General features: G+C 56.7%; 14 protein-coding genes and 1 pseudogene. 9 read left to right on the top strand and 6 right to left on the bottom strand.

From position 1 onward, the window contains the following. Window positions 1-17 precede the first annotated feature (17 nt). On the bottom strand, window positions 18-1100 hold the full coding sequence (locus tag F8N85_RS15935; RefSeq protein WP_150804518.1) for an IS630 family transposase: 1083 nt from the start codon (window positions 1098-1100) through the stop codon (window positions 18-20). A gap of 321 nt (window positions 1101-1421) precedes the next feature. On the opposite strand from F8N85_RS15935, the gene F8N85_RS15930 reads away from it, so the two are divergent. The 3 genes and pseudogenes from F8N85_RS15930 to F8N85_RS35770 all read left to right on the top strand — a co-directional run bounded on the left by F8N85_RS15930 (window position 1422) and on the right by F8N85_RS35770 (window position 5330). Continuing rightward, on the top strand, window positions 1422-3965 hold the full coding sequence (locus F8N85_RS15930) for an EAL domain-containing protein (protein ID WP_150804517.1): 2544 nt from the start codon (window positions 1422-1424) through the stop codon (window positions 3963-3965). 42 nt (window positions 3966-4007) lie between these two features. Beyond that, window positions 4008-4784, top strand: a pseudogene (locus F8N85_RS35775) (PAS domain-containing protein); the annotation flags it as partial. Between the two features lie 12 nt (window positions 4785-4796). Beyond that, window positions 4797-5330: a methyl-accepting chemotaxis protein gene (locus F8N85_RS35770; RefSeq protein WP_412072495.1), complete on the top strand. Its 534-nt coding sequence runs from the start codon at window positions 4797-4799 to the stop codon at window positions 5328-5330. A gap of 192 nt (window positions 5331-5522) precedes the next feature. Here the strand turns inward: F8N85_RS35770 and F8N85_RS15920 are convergent, their stop codons facing one another. The 5 genes from F8N85_RS15920 to F8N85_RS15900 form a co-directional block, all read right to left on the bottom strand. Continuing rightward, window positions 5523-6500 (bottom strand): IS5 family transposase, encoded by a 978-nt coding sequence (locus F8N85_RS15920; protein WP_150804515.1) that lies wholly within the window; start codon window positions 6498-6500, stop codon window positions 5523-5525. Window positions 6501-6687: 187 nt separating this feature from the next. Further along, complete coding sequence (locus F8N85_RS15915) at window positions 6688-7098, bottom strand: putative zinc-binding protein (protein WP_150804514.1); 411 nt, start codon at window positions 7096-7098, stop codon at window positions 6688-6690. Between the two features lie 86 nt (window positions 7099-7184). Next, a complete protein-coding gene (locus F8N85_RS15910) occupies window positions 7185-7862 on the bottom strand; it encodes a Crp/Fnr family transcriptional regulator (RefSeq protein WP_150804513.1) in 678 nt (225 codons plus the stop codon). Window positions 7863-7948: 86 nt separating this feature from the next. Further along, window positions 7949-8596 (bottom strand): two-component system response regulator NarL, encoded by a 648-nt coding sequence (gene narL / locus F8N85_RS15905; protein ID WP_150804512.1) that lies wholly within the window; start codon window positions 8594-8596, stop codon window positions 7949-7951. Continuing rightward, on the bottom strand, window positions 8593-10395 hold the full coding sequence (locus F8N85_RS15900) for a HAMP domain-containing protein (protein WP_150804511.1): 1803 nt from the start codon (window positions 10393-10395) through the stop codon (window positions 8593-8595). The genes narL and F8N85_RS15900 overlap by 4 nt, the downstream gene beginning before the upstream one ends. A gap of 326 nt (window positions 10396-10721) precedes the next feature. Between F8N85_RS15900 and F8N85_RS15895 the strand changes: the two genes are divergently transcribed. From F8N85_RS15895 to narI, 6 genes are all read left to right on the top strand, one after another. Next, entirely contained in the window at window positions 10722-12026 is a 1305-nt protein-coding gene (locus F8N85_RS15895; protein ID WP_150804510.1) for an MFS transporter, read from the top strand. Further along, entirely contained in the window at window positions 12004-13425 is a 1422-nt protein-coding gene (locus F8N85_RS15890) for a NarK family nitrate/nitrite MFS transporter (RefSeq protein ID WP_150804509.1), read from the top strand. Before F8N85_RS15895 ends, F8N85_RS15890 begins: the two co-directional genes overlap by 23 nt. Window positions 13426-13494: 69 nt before the next feature. Continuing rightward, a complete protein-coding gene (locus tag F8N85_RS15885; protein WP_150804508.1) occupies window positions 13495-17268 on the top strand; it encodes a nitrate reductase subunit alpha in 3774 nt (1257 codons plus the stop codon). Between the two features lies 1 nt (window position 17269). After that, window positions 17270-18808, top strand: coding sequence for a nitrate reductase subunit beta (gene narH, locus F8N85_RS15880; RefSeq protein ID WP_150804507.1), 1539 nt, complete (start codon window positions 17270-17272; stop codon window positions 18806-18808). 2 nt (window positions 18809-18810) lie between these two features. Next, a complete protein-coding gene (narJ, locus tag F8N85_RS15875) occupies window positions 18811-19566 on the top strand; it encodes a nitrate reductase molybdenum cofactor assembly chaperone (protein ID WP_150804506.1) in 756 nt (251 codons plus the stop codon). Then, entirely contained in the window at window positions 19559-20239 is a 681-nt protein-coding gene (gene narI, locus F8N85_RS15870) for a respiratory nitrate reductase subunit gamma (RefSeq protein ID WP_150804505.1), read from the top strand. The genes narJ and narI overlap by 8 nt, the downstream gene beginning before the upstream one ends. Window positions 20240-20241 lie beyond the last annotated feature (2 nt).

The raw sequence follows: 20241 nt of genomic DNA, 5'->3' as shown, positions 1-20241 counted from the left end.
CTGAGCGGTTAATCCATTCATTTATTTTTTATCACGCTCAGCTTCGCCTTATGTACCGAGCTAATGATGGCCTCAGCCGTTTTATTCCACTTGAACGGCTTGGCTGAATGCTCATTGTGAGCCTCGATAAATTGGCGGATAGCCGCCTTCAGGTCGGCGACGCTGGTGAAGGCGCCCCGGTACAGCGCTCGTCTTTCCAGCTGTGCAAACCAGTCTTCCACGGCGTTCAGCCAAGACGCGCTGGTCGGTGTGAAGTGCAATTTGAAACGCGGATGCTTTTCCAGCCATTGCTTGATTGCAGCCGTTTTGTGGGTCGAGCTGTTATCTAGAATCACATGCAGATCCAGTCCGGCTGGCGTGCTGCGTTCAATCTGTTGCAGAAAAGCCAGAAACTCCTTGGCTCGATGGCGCTGGGTAATCCGTCCGATTACTTGGCCGGTCATGATGTCGAAAGCCGCGTACAGACTCGCCGTGCCATGGCGCTTGTAATCATGCGTCCGACGCTCAACTTGGCCTGGGCGTAGCGGCAGCATCGGTTGGGTGCGATCCAGCGCCTGGATCTGGGTTTTCTCGTCAACCGATAACACCAGGGCGTTATCCGGTGGGTTCAGATAGAGCCCGACTACGTCGACTACCTTGTCGGCGAAATGAGGATCGTTGCTGATTTTGAAGGTCTTCAGACGATGGGGTTTGAGGTCGGAAGCGGCCCAGACTTGCCGAACCTGCCACGTGGTGACCCGCGCATACTTGGCCATCAAACGAACGCTCCAGTGAGTGGCTTCCTGGGGGACACGCCGGGTAGTCAGTGTCAGGATTTCGTTGATTTTTTCAGGCCCAAGTTTGAGTGGCTGGCCGCTGCGCGGCAGATCGCTCAACCCTTCGATTCCCGCCTCCAGATAACGTTTTCGCCACTTGAATACCGTCGGCGGCGTGACCTGCAACTGCTCGCTGACAGCCTTGGGCGTCAATCCATCGGCCAGTAGAAGCAGAATGCGCGCTCGCTGGGCGAGGCTCTGTTCCAGCGTACTCATACGCAACCAACTTTGCAGGGCGATGAGATCAGAAGGCGTTAAAGCGAAGGGGGAAGTCGGTCGGGCCATGCGCATAACCAATCCATGACATTGGACGCACAGTATATCGTTACCAATAAATAAATGAATTAACCGCTTAGTCCACTAGCTTCGTAGACTTCGCTTCATGCCGGTAAGTTGACTTGGAGAAGAGGGAAAGTGCATAAACGATTAAAGAAATACCGTGTTTTGGCGATGACTTTTTCTGGAGATGGCATTAAGCTATCCCGCCACCGGGCTGGGGGCTTACGTCGATTTTGACGGCGTATACGGTAATGTGTTGAATGGAATGCACACAGTTCATGAAGCTGGTTTTGTGAATTATAAAGTTGCTCTTTCGGATTTGAGCTGATGCCAATTACCCAAAATCTTTCTGATATATTTACACAAACCCTTGAGCAGGCTGTTGATGGTGTTGTTGTAGTTGACACTAAGAACTGCGTTGTCCTTTTTAATCGTGCGGCAGAAGAGTTGTGGGGGTTTGATCGGGAGGAGGTAATTGGTCAAAATGTAAAGATGCTGGTTCCAGAGACTATTCGGGATAAACATGATGGTTATGTCGATTCGAATCGGCGTACTGGCGTAAATAAAATTGTTGGTGCGACTCGGGAAGTGCCTATCCACAGGAAGGATGGGAGTCAACGTTGGGGGGCAATGTCCATTTCTCGGGTTGAAAGTGAAGGGCAGATTTTATTTACAGCTTTTGTAAAGGATGTAACTGTCCACCGTAAGGAGCAAAAGCGAATTAAACTTTTGTCCTTGGTGGCGGATCAGACTGAAAATGCAATAGTTATAACGGATAATAGCTGGAAGATTGTGTACGTAAATAGAGGGTTTGAACGGATTTTTGGCTACGCTCTCAGCGAAGTCGAAGGTTTGCGACCTGCCGCATTACTCACACCGCACTTACCTGAGTCCAATGTTAGTGCTATACATGAGAAACTGTCTGGTGGGCTTTCGTTGAGAACCGAAGAGTTGACGCAGGTAAAAAACGGTGAGCGAATCTGGTGCAATATAGCGATTAGCCCAATACTCAGTGGGAGTGGAGAGCTTACTAATACTGTGACTGTGCTCGCGGATATAACGAGTTCGAAAGTTCATGAGGTGTTACAGTTTTGTATTCTTGATGCAATGGTCCGCGAAACGCCGCTGGAAGCCGTCATGGACCTAGTGTGTAACGAGGTTGAGCGTATAGCTCCAGATGTCAAAGCATCGGTAATTCAAATCGATGAAGATGGGTGCATGCATCTACTTTCTGCACCGAATTTGCCTGAGACCTATGCGAAAATAATAGAGGGGATGTCAATAAGCGATTGTATTGGGTCGTCCAGTACAGCAGCCTTCCTCGGAGAGTCTGTGGTCGCTAGTGATATAGAGAGTGATTCAACTTGGGTTGTGATACGTGATGATTTTCTGCCGCTGGGTATAAAGAGCTGTTGGTCAACTCCCATAAAAGGTGCTAAGGGAGTATCTATTGGGGTTCTCGCATTTTACTATGATGAGAAACGTATGCCTTCGCCTCTACATCAGCAGATGGTTGATGTGATTACACCCCTATGTGCGCTTGCTATGGAGAGGGAGGTCAATCAGGAGAACATACGGCAACTCGCGTTTTATGATAGCTTGACGGAGCTTCCCAATCGTAGCTTGCTGCACGCCAAGGCAGATCATGCTTTGATCGAAGCAAGACGTACAAAAACTTCAATGGCGGTTTTGTTTATTGATTTAGATCGCTTTAAACAAGTAAACGACTCGCTAGGTCATCCTGCTGGAGACGAACTGCTAAAAGTTATTGCTGAGCGTCTTCACTCCAATCGTAGGTCATCAGATATTGTAGGTAGGCTTTCTGGTGATGAGTTTGTAGTAGTGCTGCCAAATTGTAGTAGTGGGTGTGTAACTGATATTGTAGAAGAAATTAAGCTCTCTATTTCGAAACCATGTCAGATAGCAGGCTCTTTGATTTCGCCATCGGCAAGTATAGGTATTAGTATATATCCGCAAGATGGTCATGATATGGGGACTCTCATACATCGGGCAGATATGGCAATGTACCAAGCCAAAGGTGTGGGGCGTGGTAGATTCAGCTTTTTCAGTTACGAGCTGAATCAGCTTGCACAGGAACGTCAAGCTTTAGAGAGTGCGTTACGGCATGCAATTGAAAATGACGAGTTGAGACTTAGTTATCAACCGCAAGTTAATATGGATGACGGGAAACTATATGGTGTTGAGGCGTTAGCGCGTTGGGCTCACTCGAAATTTGGTGAGGTTTCCCCAGCACGGTTCATTCCGCTAGCAGAAGAGTGTGGGCTGATTGGTGAGCTTGGTAATTGGGCTGTTCAGGAAGCATGCCGACAACTGGCTGTGTGGCGAAGGAAGGGACTGAAAATTCCGTCTGTTTCGGTAAATTTGTCACCCAGTAATTTTCATAATCTTGACCTGACTGGAATGATTATGAGAACACTTGACCAGCATAATCTAATCGCCGGTGATCTTACACTTGAACTGACTGAAAGTGTCTTGCTTGATACGAATCCAAGCACTATGAAGGTTCTTCATGAGGTCCATGCTCAGGGTGTTAAGTTGGCGATGGATGACTTCGGCACGGGTTATTCAAGCCTGAGTTACTTGCGAAAACTCCCAATTCAAGAGCTGAAACTGGATCGTAGTTTTGTTTTGGATCTTGAAACTGATGAAACAAGTCGTGCTCTCAGTGATGCGGTTCTGCGTATTGGCGACAGCTTGCGATTGAAGGTTGTTGCTGAGGGAGTGGAGGAGCAAGGTCAATATAAAATCCTGAAAGAGCAGGGGTATCATGTTGCTCAAGGGTATCTTCTGTCTAAGCCACTCAATCCCCAAGATCTTGAAGTTTGGATGGATAAGTATCGGGATTGCTAGCCCTCTATAATTATAATTACTTGATTTTTTAAGGTGTTTTATATGTTTTTTAAAAACAAGCGGCTTAGGCAAGAACTGTTGGAAGCCAACCAAAAGCTTTCCTCGTTAGAGCAAGTTCGAGATAGCCTTGACAGCGAAATGCTAGTGCTGAAATTAAACCCTCAGGGAGAAATAGTTTACGCAAACGCCAATTTTCTACAGGAAATGTTTTTTTTGACCGATAGGTTAATTGGTAAAGTGCTTTTTGATATGGTTCCTCATTACGCACAGAGTACGGATCACTTCAAACGAATGAAGAATGCTATTCGGAAGGGTGAGCATTGGGCGGGTGCTTTACAAATGATACGAGGAAATGATGATGAGGCATGGCTTCGTGCCATTGTTCAGCCTATCAAAGACATCTCTGGACAAGTTACTCACGTGTCTGTGTATGCTAATGACTTAACTCGCACTATCGAAGCGTCACGGGAGCATCAAAATTTGATTGAAGCTCTTCAGTGTTCAACAGCTATTATTGAGTTTGATTTGGATGGCGTAGTATTAACAGCTAATGACAGATTTTTGAGTTCGATGGGCTATAGTCTTCAGCAGCTAGTAGGTCAACACCATAAGATTTTTTGTGAGTCAGAGGAATATAAGTCGGCGCAGTATGAGTTATTTTGGGAGAAGCTTCGTCGCGGTGAGTATATAGCTGATCGATTTAAGCGAGTGGACAGTTTTGGTCGAATTGTGTGGCTGGAAGCAACCTACAACCCTATATCGGATTCCCATGATAGGCTCTATAAGGTAGTGAAGTTTGCGACTGTAATTACTGATCAAGTTAATCGTGAAATGGCCGTATCGGAAGCGGCTGATATTGCTTACACCACATCTCAGCAGACTGATGCCAGTGCCAAACGCGGCAGTAGTGTTGTTCAAGAAACGGTTAACGTGATGCGAGCACTGGCTGTTCAGATGGAGGCTGCCGTAGAAGGGATTGCCGCTTTGGATAAGCAGTCCCAAATTGTTGGCAGCATTGTGAAGAATATTGGTGGTATCGCTGATCAGACTAATTTGCTGGCCCTGAATGCTGCGATTGAGGCTGCACGAGCTGGTGAACAGGGGCGAGGCTTTGCAGTCGTTGCCGATGAGGTTAGGCAGCTTGCTTCACGGACGACTAAAGCGACCGAAGAAATCGTTGGTGTGGTTATGCAAAACCAAAAGCTGGCTGAAGAAGCTGTTCGGATCATCGAGCAAGGTAAGCAGCATGCGGAGCAAGGGCTTGAGCTGTCAGCACAGGCTGGCACTGTAATTGTTGAAATTCAAGATGGTGCTAAAAAGGTCGTAAGTGCAGTCGGACAGTTCGCTAATCAACTATCAGGTTAATTTTTTGTATCGTACTTGACGTAGTTGAGGATGTCGCTCTGCTTTTAGGGACGGTCTGAAGTACCCACCGATTTTTGATGCCCTCGCTGCGTGAGGTTCAAAAAACGCTGATTCGGTCGGAAATCAAACCGTTCCACTTTTTAATTCATGACTTTTCCTCTAATCGCGCTGTTTCAGGGCGATTAGCCCGCATTACAGGCGTACCTCTCCTGCATTTAACAATCGCTTTCGCACCATCCACAGGTTCGACAACGCGAACAACGTCGTCTGCTGAGCGATGTTTTTCGCCAGACCACGAAAGCGCACTTTCGTATAGCCAAACTGGCGCTTGATCACTCGAAACGGATGCTCAACCTTGGCCCGCACTTGCGCTTTCGCATATTCGATCTTGCGGCGCAGGCGACCGATCAAACTCGTTTTCGCATGCTGTTTATAGTTGCTGGGCCGAGCGGCAATCGACCAGATCATCTGGCGACCCTGGTGTTCGGGACGCTTGTCTACACCGGTGTACCCAGCATCGCCAGAGACGTACGTTTCATCACCATGGAGCAACCGATCGACTTGAGTCACGTCCGCCACATTGGCCGCCGTGCCCACTAGGCTATGCACCAAACCCGACTCGGCATCGACACCGATATGCGCTTTCATTCCGAAGAAATATTGATTTCCTTTCTTGGTCTGGTGCATTTCGGGATCGCGTTTGCCGTCCTTGTTCTTGGTCGAACTGGGCGCATGAATGATCGTGGCATCGACCACCGTGCCTTGGCGTAACAGCAAGCCGCGATCGCCCAGATAGCCATTGATGACCTGCAAAATCCCGCCGGCCAGTTCATGTTTTTCCAACAGACGGCGGAAGTTGAGGATCGTGGTTTCATCGGGAATCCGATCCAGGTGCAGCCCCGAAAACTGGCGCAGAATCGTGGTCTCGTAAAGTGCCTCTTCCATCGCCGGTTCGCTGTAGCCGAACCAGTTCTGCATCAGATGAACCCGCAACATGGCCAGCAACGGATACGCCGGACGACCGCCTTCACCCTTCGGATAATGTGGCTCGATCAAGGTAATCAAACCCTTCCAGGGCACGACCTGATCCATCTCGATCAGGAACCGCTCGCGGCGGGTCTGCTTTCGTTTGCCGGCATACTCGGCATCGGCGAAGGACATCTGTTTCATCGGGGCTCAACCGTTCGGTTCGTGTGAGGTGCGTATTTCACCAAATTTGGAAGTCTTTTTTGCGAGCGAGCTTGCTCGCGATAGCGGAGTGTCAGGCGACATCAATGTTGAATGTCAGGCATTTATCGTTAGCAAGTCGGATCGCCGCACCGTCGCTCCCACATTAAATTTTAATTGCATCAAGACCTCAAGCCATCGTCTCGGTGACTTCGATCATGCGGTTATCTTCCTCAAGATCCTCCCCACCAATCAATCGCCTGACCTCTTCAAACAACTCATCACTCTGTTCCTCGCTGCAGTCCTCGCCATAGCGCTTGCGCAAACCATGCTCGCTCAGAATGAGATGCACATCGGCGTGCAGGTCGTGCTGGTTCAGGCAGCCTTCGACGCATTGCAGCGGGCAGCCGTCCAGCGCGAGGATGAGGCGGCCCGAGCGCGCCTTGTTGACCAGCGACGCCACGTGCCCGCCGACTCCGACGATGCACGACATCTCAGCCAGGCCGGCGCGATCCAGGCGCAGGGCCAGGGTATTGGCCAGTTGCGCGACGTTCGAGCAACCGGAGCAGGAGTAGACCAGAGGCAGGGTTGAATCGGACATGAGGGTTCTCCACAGAGGGGACTCTGTCAGTGTGCAAGGCTGGCTGCATCGCGCCTTGACCATGGTCAAGGCTGTCGGTCGCCCGGCTATTGCTGGTAAGCGGCCAGGTCCTCTTCGGCGAGGATGCTGATATTGCGCCGCTCCATCGCGATCAGGCCGCCCTCGACCAGGCGATGCAATATTCGCGAGAAGGTTTCCGGCTGAATCCCCAGTTTCGAGGCTACCAGGCGCTTGGACACCTGCAGGACAATATGCCCGCTGACGGGATCGCGTTCCTGGAACAGGAAGTTGATGACCCGCCGGCTGGCGTTGGCGAGGGTCAGGGTATCGATGTCCTTGAGCCGTTGGTGCAGGTGGATGCTCATGCTCGCGAGGATCGCCAGGCAGATTTTCGGCTGATCCTCAAGGGCTGTGCGGTAGTGAGCGCCTTCGATACTGACCAGCACGCTGTCCTTCAGCGCCGTGGCACTCACCGGGTAGAGCCGGGCCTGGCTGAACAGCAAGGCTTCGGCGAAGGTTTGCCCGGCGTGGATGATCTCCACCAGATTTTCCTGGCCTTCACCGGTGACCCGGTGCAGCTTGATCTGACCGCTGACCAGCAGGAAAAAGCGCTTGGCCGGATCGCCTTGATGCATGAGGGTGGCGTGACAGCTCAGGCGTTTCAGATTGGCCAGGGCGCAGACGTCCTGGAAGACCTTTTCCGGCAATTGGCTGAACAGGTGGTGCCGGCGCAAGATTAAAACGATGGAAGGGTGGGTCAGCATGGCGTACCTCCGCTGACGATCATAGTAGAGAGTGCGGACCGCGAGGCCTATGCCTCCGCCGGTCTACCTCGAAAGAGGGATGGCTGTCAGTTCGCACTGCGCAAATGCTCCATGGCCCACACCGCAGCCTCTACCCGCGAACGCAAACCGAGTTTGTGCAGCAGGTTTTTCACATGAACCTTGACCGTGCCTTCGGTGATACCGAGCTTGTGCCCGATGACTTTGTTGCTGAAACCGCTGGCAATGGTTTTCAGCACCTGGCGTTCGCGCTCGGTGAGGTCAACCACCGCCAGCCGTGGCGGTGAACGCAGGGCCTGGGCCATGACCTGGGTCAGGCCGGGGCTGATCACCAGTGCGCCGTTCAGGGCGTCGTGGATGTACTGAATCAACAGCTCGGGCTCCATGTCCTTGAGCAGATAGCCGTCGGCGTCCAGACGCAGCGCATCGCGAATATCGTCTTCGGCATCGGACACGGTGAACAGCAGCACTTTTCCTCGGTAGTTCATGGCGCGCAAGTGACGCAGGGTTTCCAGGCCATTCATCTGCGGCATATTGTTATCGAGCAGCACCAGGTCCGGCTGCAGCGGTTCGATGAGGCTCAGTGCTTCTTCACCGTTGCCGGCTTCACCGACGATCAGGAAATCCTCTTCCAGTTCGAGCATCTGGCGGATGCCGTGACGCATCATCGGATGATCGTCTACCAGCAGGATGCGGTGTTGCAGGGGAGTGGTCATGACACGCTACCTTGTGTTTGCTGCCCGAGAAACTCCGGCTGGAATTCCAGTTGGACGAGGGTGCCCTGGGGCGTGCGGGAAACTATCTGCAGCTCGCCGCGCAGGCTGCGAGCTCGCTCATTCATGATGTTCAGGCCGTGGTGTTCGCGTTGGTCGACATCGCCGCCAAATCCCCGCCCGTCATCTTCGATCGAGAGCCTGACGGTTTCGCCGTCCTGACGCAGTTGCAGCCAGGCGTTTTGCGCATGGGCGTGGCGCAGGCAATTGGAGAGCGCCTCGCGAGTGATCTGCAGAATATGGATTTGCTCGCTGGCCGACAGCTCGAAGGCCAGCGTATCGACATGCAGGTGGACCTGGAAATCGCCCCGGCGGGAGAACTCCTGGGCGGTAGACTTGAGTTCCTGCACCAGCCCCGCGTCATGAATCTGCAAGCGAAAGGTGGTCAGCAGTTCGCGCAACTGGCGGTAGGCATTGTTCAGCCCTTCGCGCAGTTCGGCGGTGACGGTTTCCAGGGTTTCCACCGGTTCGCCACGACGCATCAGGGTCTGCATGCGGCTGACTTGCAGCTTCATGTAGGACAGTGCCTGGGCCAGTGAGTCGTGCAGTTCCCGGGCGATGATGGTGCGCTCTTCGAGCAACAGCAGGCGATGATCCTGTTCGCGCTGGCGCTTGAGCGAGAGCGAGGTACCAATCAGGTTGGCCAGCGCCTGGATCAGTTCGGTTTCCCAGATTTGCGCCGGGTGACCGTCGACAAAATGCGCCTTGAGTTCGCCCAGTTCATTGCCCTGGTTGCTGATGCTGAAGGTTTGCGGGCTGGCTTTGTGGTGCTTCTGGCAGGTGGCGCAATCGCTGCTGGCGCAGACCTCGCGGCTGTTTTCGCCATGCAGGGCGAGCAATTGCTGGGCCGGGGCCTGCAGTTGCCCTTGCAGGCACAGCAACAAGCGTAGCCCCGGCAGCCGTTGCTGGAAGCGCCGGATCAACTCATCCAGCCCTTCAGCGTTGGCCAGGCGGGTGGCCAGGCTGCGGCTGCTTTGATACAGCAACTCGAGGGCGGCATTGGCTTGTTGCAGGTTCAGGGTCTTTTGCTGGACCTGACTCTCCAGGGTGCGGTGCGAGTCTTCGATTGTCTCGGCCATGGCGTTGAAACTCAACGCCAGCTGACCCAGCTCATCTTGCGACCGATGGTTGACCCGCACTTTGAAATCACCAACACGAAAGCGTTGGGTGGCATCCACCAACTCTTGCAGGGGCGAGACCACGCCGTTCTGCAACTCGTACAAACCGATCAGCAGAATAATCATGGTGGTGAACAGGGCCATGCCCTGGATCGCCTGCTGCCAGCCTTGTTTGTGTTCGCTTTGTTGCTGCAACAGGCTGACGAACTGGTTCAGTTGTTCGACGAAGGGCAGGGCACTGGCCTGGAACAGCGCCGAGTCGCCGCGTTCCAGCGCCGGGCGCAAATCGTCGTTCCAGCGCTGCTGGATGTGTTGATAGCTGGCCTGCAGCGAAGTGTTCGGGCCGTCTTCCAGCACCGCCTTGAGCGACTGGCTGTTGAGTCGCTGTTGCAAACTCTGGGTGACGCTGGCGACTTCTTCGGCGGTTGCCCCCGAGGCGAGTTTCCAGCTCAGGTGGTAGGTCTCCATGCGCACGGAGCCGGCAGTGTTGATCGCGGCCGCGTCACCCTGGCTGAACCAGGCGATCAGCCCGGCGCTCAGCGAGCTGGCGAGCGCCAGCACGGCGATCAGGATCACCGCGAGCCCGGCGCGAGCGGGCAGGGAGCTGCGTAGCCAGTTCAGCATCAGTGTCGATCCGGTGCAATAAGCAGGAAGTTGTTGCGCAGGCAGAGCATGTGCAGCTCCAGAATAAGGCGAGCAATGGTTTTGCAGCCGATCCCGGGCGCACTACCTCTAAAGAGTTGTCGGCCGCTCCGTGTCAGTAAAAGCTTCGGCAAACAGGATTAATACATTGATAAACAAAGGGTTTTTCTGGTCTTAAGGACTACCACCTTAGAGGTAGACGGGGCCAGCATAGGCCTATACCCCCTCGGGCTTCGTTGACGTGGATCAAGTTTTTGCGGGGTGCGCCTCTCTAGTCTGCGGCCATGGCTAACTGACTGGAGAACATTGTGGCCGAACCGCGCGTACAACAAGGTCTGGTGCTGGGTATGAGTACCCTGGCCTTCACCGTGTGCTTTATGGTCTGGATGATGTTTGCCGTGCTCGGGGTACCGATCAAGGAGCTTCTCCAGCTCAACGAAACCCAGTTCGGCCTGCTGGCCGCGACCCCGGTGCTGACCGGTTCGCTGGTGCGTTTGCCACTGGGCTTGCTAACCGACCGCTTCGGCGGGCGCAGCGTGTTCTTCCTGCTGATGCTGGCCTGCGTGGCGCCGCTGTACCTGATCAGCCACGCCACCGCCTACTGGCAGTTTCTGGTGCTGGGCTTGTTCGTCGGCCTGGCCGGCGGCTCGTTTTCAGTGGGGATTGCCTACGTCGCTAAATGGTTCGACAAGCAGAACCAGGGCTTCGCCATGGGCATCTTCGGCGCCGGTAACGCCGGGGCGGCAGTGACCAAATTTCTCGCCCCGGCGCTGATCGCCGCCGGCAGCTGGCAGCTGGTACCGAAAGTCTTCAGCGCGATCCTGTTCATCACTGCGCTGCTGTTCTGGTTCCTGACCACAGAAAACAAAGGGCACCGCAGTGCCACCGGCGCCAGCTTGCGTGAGCAGCTGAGTGCATTGAAGGATCCGGCGGTGTGGCGTTACTGCCAGTACTACTCGATCGTCTTCGGCGGCTACGTCGGCCTGGCCTTGTGGATGACCAAGTACTACGTGCAGGAATACGGCTTCAACCTGCAAAGCGCGGCGCTGCTGGCGGCCTGTTTTTCTCTGCCCGGCGGTGTGCTGCGCGCCGTCGGCGGCTGGATGTCGGATCGCTGGGGCGCGCAAAGCGTGACCTGGTGGGTGTTGTGGGTGAGCTGGGTCTGCCTGTTCTTGCTTTCCTATCCCCAGACCCAACTGCAAGTGCAGACCATCAATGGCCCGATGGATTTCCATATCGGCCTGAACGCCACGCTGTTCACCGTGCTGCTGTTCATCATGGGCATCGCCTTCGCCTTCGGCAAAGCCTCGGTTTTCAAATACATCGCCAACGACTACCCGAAAAACATGGGTGCGGTGTCCGGCATTGTCGGCCTCGCTGGCGGCCTTGGCGGTTTCGTCTTGCCGATTCTGTTCGGCGCCCTGGTGGACCTGACCGGCGTGCGCTCCTCCTGCTTCATGTTGATGTACGGCGTGGTCTGGGTCTCCCTCACCTGGATGTACTTCAGCGAAATACGCAAAAGCCCGGTGTTTGGTAAAGAGCCGCTGCTGACCCCTTCCCCGATTTCCAGCATTGCCCTAGGAGAAGAACATGTCCGTTCTGCAAAAGCCTGATTCAGGCCCGGTCATTCATGACTGGCGCCCGGAAGACCCAGCGTTCTGGGGGCGTAGCGGCAAACAGACCGCCACGCGCAACCTGTGGATTTCGATTCCCGCGCTGTTGCTGGCCTTTGCCGTGTGGATGGTCTGGAGCACGGTGATCGTGCGCCTGAACGCCATTGGCTTCAGCTTCACCACCGACCAGCTGTTCTGGCTGGCGGCGTTGCCGGGGCTGTCCGGGGCGACCTTGCGGATCTTCTATTCGTTCATGGTGCCGATCTTCGGTGGCCGCCGCTGGACCGCCCTGAGCACCGCGTCGCTGTTGCTGCCATCGATCTGGATGGGCTTCGCCGTACAGGACCCGAGCACCTCTTATAGCGTGTTCGTGCTGATTGCCTTGCTCTGCGGTTTTGGCGGCGGCAACTTCGCCTCGAGCATGTCCAACATCAGCTTCTTCTATCCCAAGTCCCAGCAGGGTACGGCCCTTGGCCTGAATGCCGGCCTGGGTAACCTGGGCGTCTCGGTGATGCAGTTCTGTGTGCCACTGGTGATCACCTTCGGGGTGTTCGGCTTCATGGGCGGATCGCCGCAAGTGCTGCCGGACGGTGGCCAGTTATGGCTGCAGAACGCCGGGTTCATCTGGGTGCCATTCATTATCGCGGTGACGCTGATTGCCTGGTTCGGCATGAACGACTTGTCCAGCGCCCGGGCCTCGTTCAGCGAACAGGCGGTGATCTTCAAGCGCAAGCACAACTGGCTGATGTGCTGGTTGTACCTGGCGACCTTCGGTTCGTTCATCGGCTTCTCCGCGGCCTTTCCGCTGCTGATCAAGACGTCCTTCCCCGATGTCATCGCCCTGAAATTCGCCTTCCTCGGCCCGCTGGTCGGTGCCCTGGTGCGGCCATTGGGCGGCTGGCTGGCGGACAAGCTCGGCGGCGCCAAGGTGACCTTGTGGAACTTCGTGGCGATGATCGTGATGGTCTTCGGCGTGATGCACTTTCTACCAGAAAGCGGCCACGGCGTTCTGCCGCAGAACGGCGAGCCGGGCAACTTCTACGGCTACCTCGGCATGTTCATGCTGCTGTTCGTGACCACGGGCATCGGCAACGGCTCCACCTTCCGGATGATCCCGGTGATCTTCCGCACCCAGCATGAAAAAGAGTCTGCCGGGCAATCGCCGGCCATTCGTGAACAGGCCCTGAAGAACGCCGGCAAGGAGTCGGCCGCAGTGCTCGGCTTCAGCTCGGCGATGGGTGCCTTCGGCGCGTTCTTCATTCCCAAATCCTTCGGCACTTCGATGGCCCAGACCGGCGGCCCGGAGATGGCCTTCTACATGTTCGTCGGCTTTTACCTGAGCTGCATCGTGGTGACCTGGTGGTGGTACGCGCGCAAAGGCGCCGCGACACCCTGCTAAGCCGAGCCGAATCCAACTATTGCGTGGGCGGGGCACAGACTCCGCGACAAAGCCTGAGAGGTATACACCGTGAGTCATTTACTGGATCAGTTGCGGTTTTTCAATCGCAAGCAAGGCGAGTTCTCCGAAGGTCATGGAGAAACCCGCAAAGAGTCCCGCGATTGGGAGAACGTTTACCGTTCCCGCTGGCAGTACGACAAGATCGTGCGTTCCACCCACGGGGTGAACTGCACCGGCTCCTGCTCCTGGAAAATCTACGTCAAGAACGGTCTGATTACCTGGGAAACCCAGCAGACCGACTACCCGCGTACCCGTAACGATTTGCCTAACCATGAGCCCCGTGGCTGTCCGCGTGGTGCCAGCTACAGCTGGTACATCTACAGCGCCAACCGGCTCAAGTACCCGAAAATCCGCAAGCCGTTGCTCAAGCTCTGGCGCGACGCGCGGCAGACCATGGCACCGGTGGAAGCCTGGGCCAGCATCGTCGAGGACAAGGTCAAGGCCGACTCCTATAAAAGCAAGCGCGGCATGGGTGGCTTCATTCGTTCCAACTGGGAAGAAGTCAACGAGATCATCGCCGCTTCCAACGTCTACACCATCAAGCAATACGGCCCTGACCGGATCGTCGGCTTCTCGCCGATTCCGGCCATGTCGATGGTCAGCTACGCCGCGGGTTCGCGTTACCTGTCGCTGATCGGCGGCGCCTGCCTGAGTTTCTACGACTGGTACTGCGACTTGCCACCGGCCTCGCCGATGGTCTGGGGCGAGCAGACCGACGTGCCGGAATCGGCCGACTGGTACAACTCCAACTACATCATTGCCTGGGGCTCCAACGTTCCGCAGACCCGGACCCCGGACGCACACTTTTTCACCGAAGTCCGCTACAAGGGCACCAAGACCGTCGCCATCACTCCGGACTATTCGGAAGTGGCCAAGCTCACCGATCTGTGGCTGAACCCCAAGCAAGGCACCGATGCGGCGCTGGCCCAGGCGTTCAACCATGTAATTTTCAAAGAATTCCACCTGGACAAACCGAGCGCCTATTTCACCGACTACGCCAAGCGCTTCACCGACTTGCCAGTGCTGGTGCTGCTCAAGCAAATGGTCGACGTGGCACCCGGTGCCGGTTACCAGCCGGACCGGTTCCTGCGCGCCTCGGACCTGACCGACAACCTCGGCCAGGAAAACAACCCGGAATGGAAAACCATCGCCCTGGATGTCAGTGGTGAGCTGGTTTCACCCCAGGGCTCCATCGGTTATCGCTGGGGCGAGAAGGGCAAGTGGAACATCCTTCCCCGTGAAGGTGGCGAAGGCCGCGAGATCGATCTGAAGCTGAGCCTGATCGGTGACGACGTCGCCGAAGTGGCGTTCCCGTATTTTGCCGGCGAGTCCCACGAGCACTTCCAGCACGTCGCTGGCGAGGCCGTGCAATACCGACGTGTGCCGGTGCACAACGTGGTGCTGGCCGACGGCAGCGTGGCGAAAGTCGCCACCGTGTTCGACCTGTCGGCTGCCAACCTGGCGATCGATCGCGGCCTGGGTGGCGCTAACGTCGCCAAGGATTACAACGACGCCAGCGTACCCGGGACCCCGGCCTGGCAGGAACAGATCACCGGCGTCAGCCGCGAGAAAGCCATCCAGATCGCCCGTGAGTTCGCTGATAACGCCGACAAGACCAAGGGTCGCTCGATGATCATCGTCGGCGCGGCGATGAATCACTGGTACCACATGGACATGAACTACCGCGGGCTGATCAACATGCTCATGCTCTGCGGGTGTGTCGGCCAGACCGGTGGTGGTTGGGCGCACTATGTCGGCCAGGAAAAACTCCGTCCGCAATGCGGCTGGCTGCCCCTGGCGTTCGGCCTGGACTGGAACCGTCCGCCCCGTCAAATGAACGGCACCAGCTTCTTCTACGCCCACAGTTCGCAATGGCGCCACGAGAAGATGAGCATGCACGACGTGCTCTCGCCACTGGCCGATAAAAGCCAGTTCCCCGAGCATGCCCTGGACTACAACATCCGCGCCGAACGCGCCGGCTGGTTGCCCAGCGCACCGCAACTCAATACCAACCCGCTGCATATCTGTCGCGATGCCGCAGCCGCCGGCATGGACCCCAAGGACTACGTGGTCAAGTCGCTGCAGGACGGTTCCCTGCGCTTCTCCTGCGAACAGCCGGACAGCCCGGTGAACTTCCCGCGCAACATGTTTATCTGGCGTTCCAACCTGCTGGGCTCCTCGGGCAAAGGCCACGAGTACATGCTCAAGTACCTGCTCGGCACCAAGAACGGTGTAATGAACGAAGACATCGGCAAGGTCGGTGACTGCAAACCCGAAGAAGCCGAATGGGTGGACGAGGGCGCCATTGGCAAGCTCGATCTGGTCACCACGCTGGACTTCCGCATGTCCTCGACCTGCGTCTATTCCGACATCGTGTTGCCGACGGCGACCTGGTACGAAAAAGACGACATGAACACCTCGGACATGCACCCGTTCATTCACCCCTTGTCGGCGGCCATCGACCCGGCCTGGGAATCGCGCTCCGACTGGGAAATCTACAAAGGCATCGCCAAGGCGTTTTCGAGCATGGCGGTCGGGCACCTGGGAGTGGAGAAGGATCTGGTGACCATCCCGTTGATGCACGACAGCATCGGCGAACTGGCTCAGCCATTTGGTGGCACCGACTGGAAAAGCGCCGGCGTGGCACCGGAGCCGGGCAAGAACGCGCCGAACCTGCACGTGGTGGAACGTGACTACCCGAACATCTACAAGCAGTTTTCCTCGCTTGGGCCATTGCTGGAAAAACACGGCAACGGTGGCAAGGGCATCAACTGGAACACCGACGATGAAGTGAAGTTCCTCGGTGAGCTCAATCACAAAGAAGGCGACGCCGGTATCAGCCAGGGTCGGCCGAAAATCGACACGGCAATCGACGCCGCTGAAGTGATTCTGTCCCTGGCGCCGGAAACCAACGGCCAGGTCGCCGTCAAGGCCTGGGCCGCGCTGTCGGAATTCACCGGCATCGACCACAGCCACCTGGCGCTGTCCAAGGCCCACGAAGCGATTCGTTTCCGCGACATCCAGGCACAGCCGCGCAAGATCATTTCCAGCCCGACCTGGTCGGGTCTGGAAGACGATCACGTCAGCTACAACGCCGGCTACACCAACGTTCACGAAGGGATCCCATGGCGCACCATCACCGGTCGCCAGCAGTTCTACCAGGATCACCCATGGATGCAGGCGTTCGGCGAGCAGCTGATGAGTTATCGGCCGCCGGTCAACACCCGCACCATCGAAGGGGTGAAAGGCAAGCGCAGCAACGGCCACAAGGAAATCGTCCTGAACTGGATCACCCCGCACCAGAAATGGGGCATCCACAGCACCTACAGCGACAACCTGCTGATGCTCACCCTCAGCCGTGGCGGGCCGATTGTCTGGCTCTCGGAGAACGACGCGAAAAGCGCCGGCATCGAAGACAACGACTGGATCGAGTGCTTCAACGTCAACGGCGCGCTGACCGCCCGGGCGGTGGTCAGCCAGCGGGTCAAGGATGGCATGGTGATGATGTACCACGCCCAGGAACGGATCGTGAACGTGCCCGGTTCGGAAACCACCAAGACCCGTGGCGGCCACCACAACTCGGTCACCCGGGTGGTGCTCAAGCCGACCCACATGATCGGCGGCTACGCCCAGCAAGCCTACGGTTTCAACTATTACGGCACGGTCGGTTGCAACCGCGATGAATTCGTCGTGGTGCGCAAAATGTCCAAAGTCGATTGGCTGGATGGTTCCAGTGGCGATGACCTGCCGCGTCCCCTGCCGACTGATATTGAGGAGAACTGAGATGAAGATTCGCTCACAAATCGGCATGGTTCTGAACCTGGACAAGTGCATCGGTTGCCACACTTGCTCAATCACCTGCAAGAACGTCTGGACCAGCCGCGAAGGCATGGAATACGCCTGGTTCAACAACGTCGAGTCGAAGCCCGGGATCGGTTACCCGAAAGAATGGGAAAACCAGGACAAGTGGAAAGGCGGCTGGATCCGCAATGCCAACGGCACGATCAACCCACGCATTGGCGGCAAATTCCGCGTGTTGGCGAATATTTTCGCCAACCCGGACCTGCCGAGTCTCGACGATTACTACGAACCGTTCGACTTCGACTACCAGCATCTGCACACCGCACCGCTGGGCGAACACCAACCGACCGCGCGCCCGCGTTCGCTGATCTCCGGCAAGCGCATGGAAAAAATCGAGTGGGGCCCGAACTGGGAAGAAATCCTCGGCACCGAATTCGCCAAGCGCCGCAAGGACAAGAACTTCGACAAAATCCAGGCCGACATCTACGGCGAGTATGAAAATACTTTCATGATGTATTTGCCGCGGCTGTGCGAGCACTGCCTCAACCCTACCTGCGCAGCGGCCTGCCCGAGCGGGGCGATCTACAAGCGCGAGGAAGACGGGATTGTCCTGATCGACCAAGAGAAATGCCGCGGCTGGCGGATGTGCATCAGCGGCTGCCCGTACAAGAAGATCTACTTCAACTGGAAAAGCGGCAAATCCGAGAAGTGCATTTTCTGCTACCCACGTATCGAAGCCGGGATGCCGACTGTCTGCGCGGAAACCTGTGTCGGTCGAATTCGCTACCTCGGTGTGCTGCTGTATGACGCCGACCGCATCAGCGAAGTGGCGAGCACCCCCAACGAGCAGGATCTGTACGAGAAACAACTGGAGATCTTCCTCGATCCAAATGACCCGGAAGTGATTCGCCAGGCCCTGGCCGACGGTGTACCGCAGTCGGTGATCGATTCCGCACAACGTTCGCCGGTCTACAAAATGGCGGTGGACTGGAAGCTGGCACTGCCGCTGCACCCGGAATACCGCACCTTGCCAATGGTCTGGTACGTGCCGCCACTGTCACCGATCCAGAACGCCGCCACCGCCGGTACCGTGGGCATGAACGGGGTGATCCCGGATGTCGACAGCCTGCGGATTCCGCTGCGTTATCTGGCCAACCTGCTGACCGCGGGCGATGAAAAGCCGGTGAAACGTGCGCTCAAACGCTTGCTGGCAATGCGTGCCTACAAACGTTCCCAGCAAGTCGACGGCGTCCAGGATCTGCAAGTGCTGGAGGATGTCGGCTTGAGCGTGGTCCAGGTCGAAGAGATGTATCGCTACCTGGCGATCGCCAACTACGAAGACCGTTTCGTGGTGCCCAGCGCCCACCGTGAAGACGCCATGAGCGACGCCTTTGCCGAACGCTCGGGCTGCGGTTTCAGTTTCGGCAGCGGCTGTAGCGGCAGCTCCGACGACAACATGTTCGGCGCCAAGAAGGCCAACCGCCGCGACATCGCGAAAACCGTCAAAGTGTGGGAGGAATGAGCATGCGCATTCTCAAAGTGATTTCGCTGCTGCTCGATTATCCGACCGAGACTTTGGTCGCCGGCCGTGACGAACTGGAGCAGGCGATTATCCAGTCCCGGGAAATCAGCCCCACGCAGCGTGGTGCGCTGTTTGAGCTGCTCGAGCTGATCTGCGGCAATGACCTGATGGACGGGCAGGAGCACTACGGTGCGCTGTTCGGCCGCGGGCGCTCGCTGTCGCTGCTGCTGTTCGAGCATGTCCACGGCGAATCCCGCGACCGTGGCCAGGCCATGGTCGACATGATGGCGCAATACGAAGAGGCCGGGTTTGCCATCGGCGTCAAAGAGCTGCCGGACTATATCCCGCTGTACCTGGAGTACCTCTCCACCCGCGAAGACCTCGAGGCCCGTGAGGGCCTGGCGGATGTTTCGCATCTGCTGGCGTTGCTCGCGGCACGTCTGGAGGAGCGCGAGAGCGCTTATGCCAGCTGCTTCCGGGCACTGCTGCAAATTGCCGGGGCCGAGCCTCATCAGGCGGTGGCCGATCTGCGTGCGCAGGTCGCGGCGGAACCTCGCGACGACTCCCTCGAAGCCCTCGACAAGATCTGGGAAGAGGAGGCCGTGGACTTTCTCCAGGCCGAACAGCAGGACCGTTGCAGTTCACTGCCAAGCGCCCCGGGCAAGGCCCGCGAGGAAAGCCCGGTGCCGTTGCACTGGGTGGATTTTCAGCAAGAAGGGCCGGCCGCCGTGCCAGCCAAGGAGGTAGGTAATGTCTAAATGGAATCTGTTGTTATTCGGGGTCTATCCCTACGTTGCCCTGGCGGTTTGCCTGATCGGCAGCTGGGCGCGCTTCGATCTGTCGCAGTACACCTGGAAGGCTGGCTCCAGCCAGATGCTCAACCAGCGCGGGATGCGCGTGGCGAGCAACTTCTTCCATATCGGTGTGTTGTTCGTGCTGGCCGGGCACTTCGTCGGCCTGCTGACCCCTGCGTCGATCTATCACCATGTGATCAGCACCGAGAACAAGCAGCTACTGGCGATGGTCTCCGGCGGCTTCTTCGGCCTGCTGTGCCTGGTCGGCCTGGTGATGCTGGTCAACCGGCGGCTGAGCGACCCGAGGGTGCGCGCCACCTCCAGTACTTCGGACATTGTGGTGCTGCTGGTACTGCTGGTGCAGTTGTTGCTGGGTCTGCTGACCATTGGCGCATCCACCGCCCATATGGACGGCTCGGTAATGGTGATGCTCGCTGATTGGGCGCAGAACACGGTGCTGTTGCGTCCGGTGGAAGCAGCGGCGGCCATCGCGCCGGTCGGCTTGATCTACAAGCTGCACGTGTTTCTCGGCTTGACCCTGTTTGTGCTGTTCCCCTTCACCCGTCTTGTACACATGGTCAGTGCACCGATCTGGTACCTGGGACGGCGTTATCAAATCGTTCGGCAGAAAATCTGAGG

It is taken from the genome of Pseudomonas fluorescens (assembly GCF_902497875.1).
Lineage (GTDB): Bacteria > Pseudomonadota > Gammaproteobacteria > Pseudomonadales > Pseudomonadaceae > Aquipseudomonas > Aquipseudomonas fluorescens_BR.
This window is presented reverse-complemented; position numbering and strand designations above follow the sequence as displayed.

Bases quoted from the DNA above. Each gene is read 5' to 3' on its own strand.
- F8N85_RS15935 (WP_150804518.1), bottom strand. From the start codon at position 1,100: ATGGCCCGACCGACTTCCCCCTTCGCTTTAACGCCTTCTGATCTCATC.
- F8N85_RS15930 (WP_150804517.1), top strand. From the start codon at position 1,422: ATGCCAATTACCCAAAATCTTTCTGATATATTTACACAAACCCTTGAG.
- F8N85_RS35770 (WP_412072495.1), top strand. From the start codon at position 4,797: ATGGCCGTATCGGAAGCGGCTGATATTGCTTACACCACATCTCAGCAG.
- F8N85_RS15920 (WP_150804515.1), bottom strand. From the start codon at position 6,500: ATGAAACAGATGTCCTTCGCCGATGCCGAGTATGCCGGCAAACGAAAG.
- F8N85_RS15915 (WP_150804514.1), bottom strand. From the start codon at position 7,098: ATGTCCGATTCAACCCTGCCTCTGGTCTACTCCTGCTCCGGTTGCTCG.
- F8N85_RS15910 (WP_150804513.1), bottom strand. From the start codon at position 7,862: ATGCTGACCCACCCTTCCATCGTTTTAATCTTGCGCCGGCACCACCTG.
- narL (WP_150804512.1), bottom strand. From the start codon at position 8,596: ATGACCACTCCCCTGCAACACCGCATCCTGCTGGTAGACGATCATCCG.
- F8N85_RS15900 (WP_150804511.1), bottom strand. From the start codon at position 10,395: ATGCTGAACTGGCTACGCAGCTCCCTGCCCGCTCGCGCCGGGCTCGCG.
- F8N85_RS15890 (WP_150804509.1), top strand. From the start codon at position 12,004: ATGTCCGTTCTGCAAAAGCCTGATTCAGGCCCGGTCATTCATGACTGG.
- narH (WP_150804507.1), top strand. From the start codon at position 17,270: ATGAAGATTCGCTCACAAATCGGCATGGTTCTGAACCTGGACAAGTGC.
- narJ (WP_150804506.1), top strand. From the start codon at position 18,811: ATGCGCATTCTCAAAGTGATTTCGCTGCTGCTCGATTATCCGACCGAG.
- narI (WP_150804505.1), top strand. From the start codon at position 19,559: ATGTCTAAATGGAATCTGTTGTTATTCGGGGTCTATCCCTACGTTGCC.